The sequence below is a fragment of the Thalassospira lucentensis genome, from assembly GCF_001613805.1.
In the GTDB taxonomy this organism is placed as follows: Bacteria; Pseudomonadota; Alphaproteobacteria; order Rhodospirillales; family Thalassospiraceae; genus Thalassospira; species Thalassospira lucentensis_A.
In genome coordinates, this window is sequence record NZ_LPVY01000025.1 from 45249 (window position 1) to 59097 (window position 13849).

Here is a 13849-nt window from a genome sequence, read left to right on the forward strand (position 1 = left end):
TTGAGCCGATGATTAGCTGCGCGGTTTGAGGTTTTCCGGGTCATAAAGCGGCTTGTAGCCGATGCCGACGACCTCGACCGGGTAAATCTCGTCAAAATACGACACGGTCAGTTTGCGGCCTTCCTGGCAATAATCCCACGGCAGATAGGCCAAGGCGATGTTTTTGCCGATGCTGGGGCCAAATGCGATGGAGGTCGTGTAGGAGCGACGGCCCAGTTCATCAATCAGGGTTTTGCCGGTGTCCGGGTCCATGACCGGCAGATTGCCGACCGGGTAGCGCGCCACCCCATTGGCATCAATGTTGTCGGTCATGACAAGGGTGCAGAGCATGGCCGGTTGGTGATCGCGTTCGCGATATTCGACATGCTTTGCCTTGCCGCGGAAATCGGCCTCTTTGACTTTTGGCCGGGCAAGGGCGGCTTCGATCAGGTTATATTGCGTATGAAGGTCGGCGTTTTGCAGGCGCAGTGATTTTTCCAGACGGCGCGAGTTGGCATAGGTTTCAACACCAACCGCCATCACGCCGATCCCGCGCAGCGCATCCCAGACGGCAAGACCGTCTTCGTAACGCATATGAAGTTCCCACCCCTGCTCGCCGACATAGGAAATGCGGAATGCGGTGACGGTTTTACCCGCGATGCTGATCTGGCGGATGGCGGCAAACGGGAAGTTTTCGATATCGAGTTCATCGGGCGCTGCGACAACCTTTTTAAGGTTTTCACGCGCGTTCGGGCCCCAGATACCGATGGTGGTGAATTTTTCGGTGACGTCGGTGATGGTGACGTCCCAGCCCTTATCCTGTGCCATGCGGCGCATATAGATCAGGTCACGCGGACCGGCATCCGCGCCATTGACCAGACGGCAGCGATCCGCCATGCGGAAAACGGTGAAGTCGGCACGAACCATGCCCTCGTCATCAAGCATATGGGTATAGATACCCTTGCCGATATTGGCATCCCCACCGACTTTGGCGGCACAGAGCCATTCCATCAATTCGACATGATCCGGGCCTTCGATATCGGTCATGTGGAAGTGCGACAGGTTGATGATGCCGCAATCGTCACTCATGGCGAGCTGTTCGGCGTTGGAAACGCGCCAGAAATGGCGGGTGTCCCATTCGTTTTCACGCACCGGCACCCGGTCGGCGTATTTTTCAAGCAGGTGTTCGTTGGCGGCGTAACCGTGCGCACGTTCCCAGCCGCCCAGTTCCATGAAATAGCCGCCAAGTTCGACTTCGCGTTCATAGAAGGGGGAGCGGCGGATGCCACGGGCTTTTGAAAAAGGCTCGCGCGGGTGAACCGGCGGGTTATAGATCTTTTTCGCGGTTTCCCAGCACCGGTCGTAAATGTATTTCTCGTCGAGCTGGAATTCATTGAAGCGGGAAAAATCAATCGCATGGTGATCAACATGGGTGCGGCCATGGGTCATCCAGTCGGCAATCAGTTTGCCCATGCCGGGCCCGTCCTTGATCCAGATGCCGACCGCATACCAAAGGCCGCGCAGCTTCTGGCTTTCGCCCATCGAAGGCCCGCCATCGGCCGAGGTTTGCAGAAGGCCGTTGAAGGAATGGCTTTCGTTAAAGCCAAGTTCGGTCAGGATCGGGGTCAGTTCCATGGCGCGTTCAAGCGGTTCGATCACGTCTTCGAGTTCAAGATCGCGCTGGGACGGGGACAGGCGTGCCTGATCCTTTTCAAGGATTTCGCGCGGATGGACCAGACGCGGGTTTTCTTCGTAGTAATAGCCCCATTCGATCTGGCCGCCCTCGGTGCTTTTGGGATCGCCGGTATCGCGCATATAGGCGGAATTCCCCTGATCGCGCAGAAGCGGCATGCCGATTTCAACACCGGTGCCGGCAAATTCGTTATACGGCCCGAAGAAGGTCAGCGGGTGGTCAACCGGCATCACCGGCAGGTCTTCGCCGGCCATTTCGGCAATCAGGCGGCCCCAAAGCCCGGCACAGACGACCACATAATCGGCATGGATCGTACCGCGTTCGGTTTTAACCCCCGTGATGCGGCCATTTTCCGTGATCAGTTCAAGGGCGGAGGTGTTGGCAAAGATTTTGAGCTTGTCACTTGCCACACCCTGATCGATCAGCTTTCCGGCGACGGTTTGCGAACGCGGGATGACAAGGCCGGCATCCGGGTCCCACATGGCCCCCTGAATCTGATCTTCTTCAAGAAGGGGGAATTTTTCCTTGGCCTCGGACGCGCTGATGATTTTGACGTTGGTGCCAAACGCCTTGCCGGAATCAACGCGGCGTTTGAGTTCGGCCATGCGGGCATCATCGCCGACGCGCGCAACCTCGATCCCGCCGATGCGCGCGTAATGGCCCATCTTTTCATAGAAATCGATGGAATACATCGTCGTCCAGCAGGACAGCAGATCGTGGCTTGTCGCAAAGCAGAAATCGGACGCATGCGCGGTCGAGCCGATATCGGTTGGGATGCCGGATTTGTCGATGCCGACAATATCGTCCCAGCCATTTTCGATCAGATGGTGCGATACCGATGCACCGACAATACCGCCGACGCCGACGATAACGACTTTTGCCCTGTTCGGAAATGCGGCCATTTCTCTGTTTCCTTCTTATTGCGATGGTTATCATGTGTCGGCGGCGGCGGAATTTTGGCGGTATTACTGGGTGAAGAATTATTGGGTGAAGACTACGGTGCGGTTTTTATTGAGCATCACGCGGCCTTCGAGGTGATATTTGACACCGCGGGCCAGAACGCGGGCTTCGATATCGCGCCCGGTGGCGACGAAATCATCGGCTGACATGGCGTGGCTGACGCGTTCGGTTTCCTGTTCGATGATCGGGCCTTCGTCGAGGTCCGGCGTGACATAGTGCGCGGTCGCCCCGATCAGTTTCACGCCGCGTTCATAGGCCTGATGATAGGGTTTGGCCCCCTTGAAGGACGGCAGGAACGAGTGGTGAATATTGATGATCATGCCATAAAACTGGCTTGAAAGATCGTTGGTCAGGACCTGCATATAACGGGCAAGGACAACCAGTTCGGATTTGGTTTCCTTGATCAGATCGGCAAGTTTGGCTTCCTGTTCGATCTTGTTTTCCTTGTTCACCGGCCAGTAATGGAAGGGAATGCCTTCCTGATCGGCGATTTTGCGCGCATCTTCGTGGTTCGAGACGATGGCCGCGACTTCGGCATCAAGCCAGCCGACCTTGATCTGATAAAGCAGATGCAGCATCGCGTGATCGAACTTGGAGACCATGATGATGATCTTGGGACGGCGGGAGAGATCATCGATCTTGAGCTTCATGTTGAAGCGGTCAACCGCCGGGTTCAGCATCAGTTCGATTTCGGCCTTGCTGACATTTTCCGGTGTGCTGGTGGCGATGCGCAAAAAGAACTGGTTGGTCTGACGGTCCCAGAACTGGTTGGATTCAATGATATTGGCACCGCGCGATGCCAGGGCAGAGGCGACGGTTGCGACAATGCCCGGCTGGTCGTCACAGGCGATACGCAGGGTATAGGAATGTTCGCTCACTGGATGTGCTCCGTTTCAAAGGGATGTGACGTTCGTGTCAGAGCTGACGCTCCAGTTCGGGAAGAATGTCGAACAGATCACCCACAATGCCATAATCCGCGACCTGGAAGATCGGTGCATCTTCGTCGGTATTGATCGCAACGATGATTTTGGAATCCTTCATGCCCGCAAGGTGCTGAATGGCGCCCGAAATGCCACATGCGATGTAAAGATCTGGGGCGACCACCTTGCCGGTCTGGCCGACCTGCAAATCATTCGATGCATAACCGGCATCCACAGCGGCACGGGATGCGCCGATGGCAGCACCGAGTTTGTCGGCAACCGGTGTCATGACTTCCTGGAACCTTTCGGCGGAACCAAGGGCGCGGCCGCCTGATACGATGATTTTCGCGGAACCGAGTTCCGGGCGATCATTTTTCGACAGGATGTTTTCAAGGAAGGTCGAAAGACCGGTTGCGTCCGATCCGGCGTCGAGGGTCTGGATCGGGGCCGGGGCATTATCGCCACTGGCGGCGGCAAAGCTTGTCGTGCGGATCGTGAGGATTTTTGTCGCATCGGTCGTCTGTACGGTTTCAATCGCATTGCCGGCATAGATCGGGCGTTTGAAGGTATCGGGTGATACGACTTCAACCACGTCGGACACCTGCATGACGTCAAGAAGGGCCGCCACGCGGGGCAGCACGTTTTTGCCCGTGGTGGTGGCTGGCGCGAGGATGGTGTCGTAATCGCCTGAAAGGTTGACGATCAGGGCGGCGGTCGGTTCGGCAAGGCGGTTTTCAAGTGCGTCACCTTCGGCAAGCAGAACCTTGCGAATGCCTGAAAGTTTTGCCGCCGCATCGGCCACGGAAGAAGCATTTTTTCCGGCGACCAGAATGTCGATATCGCCACCGATCAGGGATGCGGCGCTGAGTGCCTTGGCGGTCTGATCGGACAGGGATTGATTGTCGTGTTCTGCAAAAAGAAGAATGGCCATTTTTATCTCCGCCCGGTTTAGATGACGCCTGCTTCGGATTTGAGCTTTTCGATCAGATCGGTCACGCCAGCGACCTTGATGCCTGCCTTCCGCCCGGCGGGTTCTTCGACCTTGATCAGGCGCAGACGCGGGGAAACGGTAACGCCGAAATCATCGGGCGTTCTGGTTTCCAGCGGCTTTTTCTTGGCCTTCATGATGTTGGGAAGCGACGCATAGCGCGGTTCGTTCAGGCGAAGATCGGCAGTCACAATGGCGGGCAGGGTGACTTCGATCGCCTGAAGACCACCATCGACTTCGCGGGTGACCTTGGCGGTGGCATCACCGAGGTCAAGTTCGGAGGCAAAGGTTGCCTGCGACCAGCCGAGCAGGGCGGAAAGCATCTGACCGGTCTGATTGGCGTCATCGTCAATCGCCTGTTTGCCAAGGATGACGAGGTTTGGATTTTCGGCCGTGACAACGCCTTTGAGCAGTTTTGCGACAGATAGCGGTTCGATGGGGCCATCGACCGTGATCAGGATGGCGCGGTCAGCCCCCATGGCCAATGCCGTGCGCAGGGTTTCCTGCGCCTGTGCCGGGCCGATGGAAACGGCAACGACTTCGTCGGCCTTGCCGGCTTCTTTCAGGCGCACGGCTTCCTCGACGGCAATTTCGTCGAACGGGTTCATCGACATTTTGACATTGGCAAGATCAACACCAGTGCCGTCTGCCTTGACGCGGATTTTGACGTTGTAATCGACAACCCGCTTTACAGGTACGAGAACCTTCATCTTCGTCCTTCCTGATAAAATCACGGTTTGGGGATTTCATCCTTTCGCCGCAAAAACGCATTATTGGTATTGTTGAAAAATAGCTTGGTGAATTTTTGCGCCGGAAAATAGAATGTTTGCGTCAAAGCGGGATTATCGCTACGACAAAGACAGCAACCTTGTCTGAATCGGAGGGTCTAGGGCCATGTATTCCGGATCTCAGAACGCTAAAGCGGGGCGTCTTGCGAACGTCACTGGTGCGGGCAAATCGGGCCACGAAAAGCCGCGTCTTTCGGTCGGGTTCATTCTGGCGAAGCGGTTTACGCTGTGTGCCTTTGCCAATTTTGTCGATGTGCTGCGGCTGGCGGCGGATGAAGGGGATCGCAGCCGACCGATCCTGTGCAACTGGACGGTTGTTTCCGACACCATGGACCCGGTGCCATCAAGCAGCGGCATTATCGTTCAGCCCAAGGAACGGCTGGGCGACCCAAGGCGGTTCAATTATATCGTCGTGGTCGGCGGGCTTATGGAAGAAACGCCCAATCTGGGATCGGCCTATCACAAGTTTTTGCACGAGGCGGCGGAGGCCGGTATTCCGCTTGTCGGGATATGCACGGGCGCGTTCCTGTTGCACCGGGCGGGGTTGCTTGACGGGTATCGCTGTTGCGTTAGCTGGTTCCATCATTCCGATTTCATCGAACAGTTCGAAGGGCTTGATCCGGTTGCCGATCAGATTTTTGTCGTCGACCGGGATCGGCTGACCTGTTCGGGCGGGGTCAGTTCGGCGCATCTGGCGGCCTATCTGGTGGACAAGCATGTCGGGCGCGCACAGGCCAGCAAAAGCCTGCATATCATGATCATTGATGATGCGTTGCAGGCGGAAAAACCGCAGCCGGGTATTCCGCTTGACCTCAAGACGCAGGACCCGATCGTGCAGCGGGCTTTGCTGATCATGCAGCAGAATATCGATACACCGATTTCGGTGCAGGAAATCGCGCGCCGGATGGGTAACAGCAAGCGACAGATTGAACGCCATTTCAGGCTGTCGCTTGATACATCGCCGCAAGTTGCGTTTCTGAATATCCGGCTTGATATGGCCCATCACCTGATGGAGAAAAGCCAGAAGTCGGTGGCACAGGTGGCGGTGGATTGCGGATTTTGTGATTCTTCGCATCTAAGCCGGATGTTCCGGCGCCGCTATGGCTGCACGCCACAGGAATTGCGTCGCCCGGTATCCGATCAAGTATCTGATGCGGTGTCGGTTCTGGAAGAGGCGTAACTTTCGCCTGCATGTTGAAGTTAACATGAAAACGCCGCCCGGAAGATGATCCCTCCGGGCGGCGTTTTTCAGTGATCAAAGACCGTGATCAGCGCGGTTCGCTGGCAAGTCCGCGCCAGATGGCAACGCACATCACAAGCAGAACAATCGTAAACGGCAATCCTGTTGAAATCACCATCGATTGCAGTGATTTCAGACCGCCCGCCGAGAGCAGCAGGACGATTGCGACCAGACCTTCGAACACGCACCAGAAGACGCGTTGCGGCATCGGGGCATCGACCTTGCCACCGGCTGCAATCGTATCAATGACCAGCGACCCGGAATCCGAGGACGTGACAAAGAAAACAATCACAAGCACGATCCCGATGAAGGACGTGATTGATGCCAGCGGCAGTGCATCAAGCATGGTGAAGAGCTGCACCGGAAGGTCGGCTTCCTGAACGGCGGTATAGCCGTCACGAACGACCTGGCTGATGGCGGAGCCGCCAAAGATCGACATCCACAGGACGCAGACCAGTGACGGGATCAGCAGGACGCTGATGATGAATTCACGCACGGTACGGCCACGGCTGACACGGGCGATGAACATGCCGACAAACGGTGACCAGGAAATCCACCATGCCCAGTAGAACGAGGTCCAGCCCTGCATGAAGTTGACATCGTCACGTCCGACCGGGCTTGAAAGTGCCGGAAGGTATTGAAGATACGCACCCAGGAAGTCAAAGACATCGGTCACCAGAAGCAGGGTCGGCCCCGCGACAAGCACGAACAGGAACAGCAGGAAGGCGATCCCCATATTGATTTCGGACAGCAGCTTCACCCCGGCTTCCAGGCCGCGAACGACCGAGAACAGGGCGATGGAAGTGATGCCGACAATCAGGATCACCTGCCAGGTGGTGTCGATGGGCATTCCGAACAGCTTGTTAAAGCCGGAGTTTGCCTGAACCGCACCAAGACCAAGCGAGGTGGCAAGACCGAAAAGGGTCGCAAAAACAGCAAGAATATCAATGATATGCCCCGGCCATCCCCAGACGCGTTCACCGAAGATCGGATAGAAGGCGGAACGGATGGTCAGCGGCAGACCCTTGTTATAGCTAAACAGGGCAAGGCTGAGTGCCACGATGGCATAAATCGCCCAAGGGTGAAGGGCCCAGTGGAAGATCGAGGCGGCCATACCCAGACGAATGGCTTCTTCCTGCGTGGCCGCCGCACCAAGGGGTGCCCAGTCGGTCCGAATGCCATCGGCCCCCACGGCAGTCCCGCCCAGAGAAGACGAGAAATGGCTTAGCGGTTCCGAGACCCCATAGAACATAAGCCCGATACCCATGCCAGCCGCAAACAGCATGGAGAACCAGCTTAGATAGCTGAAATCAGGTGTTGCGTCCCGTCCGCCAAGCCGGACCTTGCCATAGGGGCTGACGACGACGACAAGGCAGAGGATTACGAAAATGTCGGCCGCACCGATGAAGAACCAGTCGAAGCCCTGTGTGACTTCGGAGAACAGCAGGCTGAAAACAGAGTTCGCCTGATCTGGCATCAGCAGTGTGTAGGCAACGAACGCGATAACGGTCAGGGCGGAGACGGCAAAGACGGGGTTATGGATATCGAACCCGATGGGGCCCAGTTTGCCTTCGATATTGTCCTGACCAATATTGTAGTCTGTATCGATCTGGCCTTCTGGCGGCGTTTCTTCCGCCGCTGTTTTTACGTCACTCATGAAGCATTCTCCTGTTATGAACCTGCGAAAAAATTCCGTCAGGAGAGATCCTTTTGCTGGACCCTTCTTGTGATTTTGAATCAAAGGTGCCACGCACGCCAAAAGGCGAGCTCGTTCAGAACTGTCTTAACGTGCGGGGCGTAAGGCAGAGGTCTTAGAGTTCGACCTCGATGTCCGACAAAGGTGTCGAACAACAAATCAGGACTTTTCCCTGATCTATTTCGCGCTGGCGGATGCCGCCACCGTGTTGCATATCGACTTCACCGGAAATCAGTTTTGACTTGCAGGTGCCACAGATGCCGCGCTGGCAGGAGGACATTGGCAATATCCCCGCCTCGCGGGCTGCTGACAGCACCGTCATGCCCGGACCACATTCGACAACATGGCCGGTTTTGGTGAAGCTCACCCGGAAAGTCTGGCCGCTTATTTCCGGGGCCGCGACAGGCTCTTCAAAGGTTCCGGCGGTTTCCGCACCGAAGTCGAAGCTTTCCTCGTAATATTTCTCCATGTCGAAACCGGTATCGCGCAGCATGTTGCGGACACCTTCCATGAAGGGGGCAGGACCGCAGCAGAACACCTTGCGGTCCTTGAAATCGGGCAGCATGAGCGACAGCATCTGAATGTTGAAGCGGCCGGTATAGCCGCTCCAGCTATGATGGGCGGCGGCCGTACTGCAGGTGAAGGCAAGTTTCAGGCCCGGGTTCTGGGCCGCGAGAAGCGAGAGTTCATCGCGGAAAATGATGTCGGCCGGTGTGCGTGCGGCGTGGATGAAACACAGGTCCGACGGTTCGGACAGATCGCAGGCGGTGCGGGTCATCGACATCATCGGGGTGATACCGCTGCCAGCGGAAATGAACAGAAGCTTTTCCTCGCCGGTGGCGTCGGTGGTGAATTCACCGAACGGGCCGGAAACATTCACCTCCTTGCCCGGCAGCATATAATCATGCAGCCAGTTCGAACCGGGGCCGCCCGGTACGCGTTTGACCGTGATTTCGATCCGGTAGGGGCGGGCGGCCGATCCCGAAATCGTGTAACTGCGCGTGACCATGCCTTCGACGGGCAGTTCAAACGTCATGTACTGGCCCGGATAGAAGCGAAACGCGCGCGGTTCGCGGGCCGAAAAGACGAATGTCTTTACGTCATGGGTTTCCTGCCGCACCTGCCGACAGACCAGAACGTCATCCTGTTCCGGGTCCCAAAGCGGGATGCGGGTGGCCTCGGTAAAGTTTTCGTCGTCGCCGGACGGGGCGGCTTGGCCGGTGGCCGGTGGATTGGTCTGCGTCATCATTTGGTGGCCGCCCCGGATTTGTCTTTGGCCAGATGCTGTTTCATCCGTGCGATATACCAGTCACAGAAGGCTTCGACATGCGGTTCGGTAAAGCTTGAATAGGGGCCGGGTTCGTAGGATGGCTGTTCACTGCCAAGCTGGGCAAGACGGACCAGATCGGCGTCCTGCTGGTTGGTCATTTTCCAGACCTGGGTCAGGTTATCGAGATTGTAATCTTCGCCTTCGATGGCATCCTTGTGGACCAGCCAGGTTGTGCGCACCAGCGTGCGGTCGGCTGACAGCGGCAGGACCGAGAAGGTGACGATATGGTCACTCATGAAATGGTGCCATGAATTCGGATGCGTCCAAAAGCTGAGCCCGCCAAGCTTCGGATCGGTGAATTTGCCAAGCAGCTTTTTGGAGGCGACCTTGGTATCGAGCGTCTGGGATTCTCCTTCCCACATCAGGGGCAGGCGCATGGTGCGGAAGCCGGTGACATCGGAAAGGTGATCTTCTTCTGCGGATGGCAGGCCACAGGATTCCCAGCGTTTATGGTCGTTTTCAACCGCGTTGGTATATTTCTTGACGTCTTCGGACCGGCGTTCGTCCATTTCATCAGGGGAGAAGCCAAAACCGAATTCGGAAAGCGGTACGGTCAATTGCGGATGGTTGGCTTCGCAGTGATAGCATTCGCGGTTGTTTTCCATCGTCAGCTTCCAGTTGCCTTCCTCGATCAGGTCGGAGGTGAAGGCAACCTTGCAATTGGCGATGTCGTGCGGCGCGATATAGGGCGTCATCACGCGGGCCATTTCATCGATATCTTTGGGCGCTTCATCGGCAAGGCAGATGAAAATCAGTCCGGCGATGGAACGGATATGGACGGCCTTTAGCCCGTGGCAGCTTTTATCGAAGCCAGCGCCCATATGTTCAGCCAGAATCAGGTCACCGTCTTCGTTATAGGTCCAGCCGTGATAGCGACAGACAATATTGCCGATGGTGGTGGCCCGTTCGTCGATCAGCTTTGCCCCGCGGTGGCGGCACACATTGTGAAAGGCGCGGATTTCCATATCGTCGCCGCGCAGAAGCAGGATGGATGCGCGACCCACCTCGACCGTGATGCAATCACCGGGTTCGGGCAGTTCCGGTTCGACCGCAACGAAAATCCAGTGCTGATTGAAGATCGCCTCGACATCAAGCTTGAGGATTTCCGGGGCGTTATAAAATGGCGCTTCGAGGCTTTTGCCTTTTTCGCGGCGCGACACGAGATCTTGTATGTCAGAAGAAAAGCGCATGATCAGATACCTCGGCGTCTAAGCGGTACCACGAAGAGAGGACTTTGTCGGTCCTTGCGGAATTATAGGATGATGGACCTCTGTCGGGTGCAAGGAAACAAGATGCTGCGACTTTCATCGGGCTTCTTGCGCGATTGCCGGCCGGTTTCGGGCTTTGGTCACGGAAGCAGCCGGAGGAAAGAAAATCGCATGGCATTCGGTCCCGTCGGCACATCCCGGCATAACCCGCACTGTCCATTACAGGGCGGGTGATACGGGCAAGACAGGTCCCTGCATGAGGGTTGCCAGTCTCGTGCATGGCACGGGCTATCAATTGCACCCAAAGTCTCCCTCTTTTCATGCGGCAGGTAACCTGCTCTTCATTCGCCCTTGATCGACAACGAGCGATTAAAAAGATTTCAAAATCTATTGCGAATTGGAAGGCAGTTGGCAGGAACCTTGAGGCAATCACACAGTAAAATTGCGACGCAGGACTGTAACATCGGGATTCCGGTCGGGAAGTCGTTCCAAACTTGCTTCGTGGATATTTGATCATACCAGAGGATGAAAGACGGAGTTGGCTTCACATCCATGCAGCCAAAATCAGAAAACCCTGCCTTTGTGGCGGCGATTTTATCGTATTTCGGAACTTCCCGCCCATTCTGGTGTTTGGCAAGTAGGGCAAACATCCAAAACAGGGACGAGACAATGCCTGCGAAATCCAAAGCACAGCAGATGGCGGCCGGTTTGGCGCTTTCGGTCAAACGGGGCGAGAAGAAGAAAAGCGAGCTTAAAGGTGCTGCGAAAGAGATGGAAGAAACCATGTCCGAAGCGGAGCTTGAAGAGCTGGCATCGGGCAAGCGGAAGGGCAAGCCCGAACATAAGTCGGATTCCTGAGCCCTTCCGATAATGCCGTGCGTTAAAGGTCGTCGATTTTTACGCGCCGTTCCTCGCGGGCCGAGAGGGCAACCGTGTGGATGACTTTTTCGAATTCAAACGCATCGTCAAAGCCCGGATAGGCGGCGTGATTGTCGCGGATGGCGCGCAGGAGGGCCGCGGCTTCGATAACTTTGAGGTCGTTAAAGCCGAGCTGATGACCCGGTGCGGGGCAGAAATTGCCATAAGGCGGATGTTCCGGGCCGGTCAGGATGGTGGTGAAGCCCTGTTTTGCTGCCGGGCCTTCGTTGCGGTAAAGCTGCAATTCGTTCATGCGTTCCTGATCAAAGCACAGCATGCCCTTGGTGCCGTGAACTTCCCACGCCAGCCGGCTTTTGCGGCCCCATGCCGAACGCGATGTTGAAATGCTGCCCTGAACACCGCTGGCAAAGCGGACAAGGGCGGTTGCCGTGTCCTCGTTTTCGACCTTTGCCCGGCCTGATCCATCTGCCAGCGGGCGTGTATCGTGAACGGTCTGCATATCGGCAATCAGGCTGTCGATCGGGCCGACAAGACCATAGGTCATTGACACCAGATGGCATCCCATATCCCCCAAGGCCCCCAATCCGGCATCGGCAATCGTGCTGCGCCAGGTCCAGGGCAGTTCGGGATTGGCTTGATAATCCTCGTCCACCCAGCCGCGAAAATGCACGATGTCGCCAATCGCGCCTTCACGCACCAGTTTGCAGGCATGGGTAAAGGCGGGGTTTTTGATGTAATTATAGCCGACCATGGTTTTGACCCCGGCCTTGCGTGCCGCATCGCGCATCGTGCGCGCCTGATCGAGTGTCAGGGCAAGCGGCTTTTCGCAATAGACATGCTTGCCCGCCGCAATTGCGGCCAGTGCCATGTCAAAATGCAGCATATTTGGGGTGGTGATCGACACGATATCGACCGCGGGATCGGCAATCAGCGCCTTCCAGTCGTCAGTCGCACGGGCAAAGCCGAACTGATCGGCCATGGTCTGGGCCTTGTCCGCCGGGGTGTCGCACAGCAATTCAAGCCGGACATCGGGGACATCGCCCATCACGGCGCGCACCGCGCCAAATGCAAGTGCATGCGCCTTGCCCATGAAACCGGTGCCGATCAGGCCAATTCCGATTGATGCCATTTCGCTGGACTCCCTGCCGATATCAAAATAGAATTTTTATTCTATAAAATGGATGATCATGGAATACATCCAGCGTCAAGCAAAAACAAAAATAGGAAACCCGTACGCCATGACGGACCAAACCGCGCCGGTCTCGCTTGAGGAATTCAATCATCGGCTGGCTGAAATATCGGAGGCAATGCCCAAAAGATTGAGGCAATGCGCCGAATTCGTTGCCCAGAATACGGACCGTATTGCGGTTTCAACCGTGGCGGAACTTTCCGCCGGGGCAGGGGTGCAACCATCGGCCTTCATGCGGTTTTGCCAGTTGCTGGGCTTTTCGGGTTTTTCCGAAATGCAGAAGATGTTTCGCGAAACATATGCCCAGAAATGGCCCGATTACGCGACGCGATTGGAAAATCTGCGGGCAAGCGGGGCCGATAGCCCCAGCGCGCTTTTGGCCGAGTTTGTCGAGGCCGGGCGGCTGTCATTGGAAAATCTGGCATCATCAATCGACGCAGGATCGCTTGAAGAGGCGGTTGATGTGCTGGCCGCAGCCCCGATGATCCATATTGTCGGGTTCAGGCGGGCATTCCCGGTCGCGAGTTATTTATCCTATGCGTTTGAAAAGATGGACATTCCGGCGGTTTTGCATGACGGGGTGGGGAAGCTTAACCCGCGTCATGCCATTCGCAAGGGCGATGTCATGATTGCCATTACCTTTGCGCCCTACTCGCAGGAAACCATCGATCTGGCGGCCTATGCACGGGGACTCGGCAACCCGGTGGTGGCGATTACCGATACGATGACCAGCCCGCTTCGGCGGATTGATGCCCTGACACTTGCTGTGTCCGAGGTCGATGTCGGGGCCTTCAGGGCGCTGTCGGCCACGCTTTCTCTGGCGATTTCATTGGCGGTGGCGATCGGGGCGAAGCGCGATCAGGCTGCGCAATAGAAAAAATTTGTTGCATCAAAATAAAAATGGAATAAAAATTCCATTCATCGCATTTGGGGTTCCTAACGCCCGCAAGCGAGGCCCGGTAAAAAGTGACGCCTTAAG

At 56.4% G+C, this 13849-nt stretch carries 11 protein-coding genes; 3 read left to right on the plus strand and 8 right to left on the minus strand.

Going from position 1 to position 13849, the window contains the following annotated elements; translation table 11 throughout:
• Positions 1-12 precede the first annotated feature (12 nt).
• The 4 genes from AUP42_RS20665 to AUP42_RS20680 all read right to left on the minus strand — a co-directional run bounded on the left by AUP42_RS20665 (position 13) and on the right by AUP42_RS20680 (position 5250).
• Positions 13-2574 (minus strand): GcvT family protein, encoded by a 2562-nt coding sequence (locus AUP42_RS20665; RefSeq protein WP_062953492.1) that lies wholly within the window; start codon positions 2572-2574, stop codon positions 13-15.
• Between the two features lie 78 nt (positions 2575-2652).
• Positions 2653-3510, minus strand: coding sequence for a formyltetrahydrofolate deformylase (gene purU / locus AUP42_RS20670; RefSeq protein WP_007091355.1), 858 nt, complete (start codon positions 3508-3510; stop codon positions 2653-2655).
• Positions 3511-3547: 37 nt separating this feature from the next.
• Positions 3548-4483: an electron transfer flavoprotein subunit alpha/FixB family protein gene (locus AUP42_RS20675; RefSeq protein ID WP_062953493.1), complete on the minus strand. Its 936-nt coding sequence runs from the start codon at positions 4481-4483 to the stop codon at positions 3548-3550.
• Positions 4484-4500: 17 nt separating this feature from the next.
• Positions 4501-5250: an electron transfer flavoprotein subunit beta/FixA family protein gene (locus AUP42_RS20680; protein WP_062953494.1), complete on the minus strand. Its 750-nt coding sequence runs from the start codon at positions 5248-5250 to the stop codon at positions 4501-4503.
• A 184-nt stretch (positions 5251-5434) separates the two neighbouring features.
• Between AUP42_RS20680 and AUP42_RS20685 the strand changes: the two genes are divergently transcribed.
• Complete coding sequence (locus tag AUP42_RS20685) at positions 5435-6508, plus strand: GlxA family transcriptional regulator (protein ID WP_062953495.1); 1074 nt, start codon at positions 5435-5437, stop codon at positions 6506-6508.
• Positions 6509-6596: 88 nt separating this feature from the next.
• Here AUP42_RS20685 and AUP42_RS20690 read toward each other — a convergent pair whose 3' ends face one another.
• The 3 genes from AUP42_RS20690 to AUP42_RS20700 form a co-directional block, all read right to left on the minus strand.
• Positions 6597-8225, minus strand: a complete 1629-nt coding sequence (locus tag AUP42_RS20690; RefSeq protein ID WP_037989743.1) for a BCCT family transporter — start codon at positions 8223-8225, stop codon at positions 6597-6599.
• A 154-nt stretch (positions 8226-8379) separates the two neighbouring features.
• Complete coding sequence (locus AUP42_RS20695) at positions 8380-9513, minus strand: hybrid-cluster NAD(P)-dependent oxidoreductase (RefSeq protein ID WP_181850037.1); 1134 nt, start codon at positions 9511-9513, stop codon at positions 8380-8382.
• Positions 9510-10784, minus strand: a complete 1275-nt coding sequence (locus AUP42_RS20700; RefSeq protein ID WP_062953496.1) for an aromatic ring-hydroxylating oxygenase subunit alpha — start codon at positions 10782-10784, stop codon at positions 9510-9512. Before AUP42_RS20700 ends, AUP42_RS20695 begins: the two co-directional genes overlap by 4 nt.
• A 687-nt stretch (positions 10785-11471) precedes the next feature.
• Between AUP42_RS20700 and AUP42_RS20710 the strand changes: the two genes are divergently transcribed.
• Positions 11472-11660 carry a DUF3008 family protein gene (locus AUP42_RS20710; protein WP_062953498.1) on the plus strand — a complete coding sequence of 63 codons (189 nt, stop codon included), beginning with the start codon at positions 11472-11474 and terminating at the stop codon, positions 11658-11660.
• A 22-nt stretch (positions 11661-11682) separates the two neighbouring features.
• Here the strand turns inward: AUP42_RS20710 and AUP42_RS20715 are convergent, their stop codons facing one another.
• Complete coding sequence (locus AUP42_RS20715) at positions 11683-12810, minus strand: Gfo/Idh/MocA family protein (protein WP_062953499.1); 1128 nt, start codon at positions 12808-12810, stop codon at positions 11683-11685.
• Between the two features lie 109 nt (positions 12811-12919).
• On the opposite strand from AUP42_RS20715, the gene AUP42_RS20720 reads away from it, so the two are divergent.
• Positions 12920-13744: a MurR/RpiR family transcriptional regulator gene (locus tag AUP42_RS20720; protein ID WP_062953500.1), complete on the plus strand. Its 825-nt coding sequence runs from the start codon at positions 12920-12922 to the stop codon at positions 13742-13744.
• Positions 13745-13849: the final 105 nt, after the last annotated feature.

Bases quoted from the DNA above. Each gene is read 5' to 3' on its own strand.
- AUP42_RS20665 (WP_062953492.1), bottom strand. From the start codon at position 2,574: ATGGCCGCATTTCCGAACAGGGCAAAAGTCGTTATCGTCGGCGTCGGC.
- AUP42_RS20675 (WP_062953493.1), bottom strand. From the start codon at position 4,483: ATGGCCATTCTTCTTTTTGCAGAACACGACAATCAATCCCTGTCCGAT.
- AUP42_RS20680 (WP_062953494.1), bottom strand. From the start codon at position 5,250: ATGAAGGTTCTCGTACCTGTAAAGCGGGTTGTCGATTACAACGTCAAA.
- AUP42_RS20685 (WP_062953495.1), top strand. From the start codon at position 5,435: ATGTATTCCGGATCTCAGAACGCTAAAGCGGGGCGTCTTGCGAACGTC.
- AUP42_RS20690 (WP_037989743.1), bottom strand. From the start codon at position 8,225: ATGAGTGACGTAAAAACAGCGGCGGAAGAAACGCCGCCAGAAGGCCAG.
- AUP42_RS20695 (WP_181850037.1), bottom strand. From the start codon at position 9,513: ATGATGACGCAGACCAATCCACCGGCCACCGGCCAAGCCGCCCCGTCC.
- AUP42_RS20700 (WP_062953496.1), bottom strand. From the start codon at position 10,784: ATGCGCTTTTCTTCTGACATACAAGATCTCGTGTCGCGCCGCGAAAAA.
- AUP42_RS20710 (WP_062953498.1), top strand. From the start codon at position 11,472: ATGCCTGCGAAATCCAAAGCACAGCAGATGGCGGCCGGTTTGGCGCTT.
- AUP42_RS20715 (WP_062953499.1), bottom strand. From the start codon at position 12,810: ATGGCATCAATCGGAATTGGCCTGATCGGCACCGGTTTCATGGGCAAG.
- AUP42_RS20720 (WP_062953500.1), top strand. From the start codon at position 12,920: ATGACGGACCAAACCGCGCCGGTCTCGCTTGAGGAATTCAATCATCGG.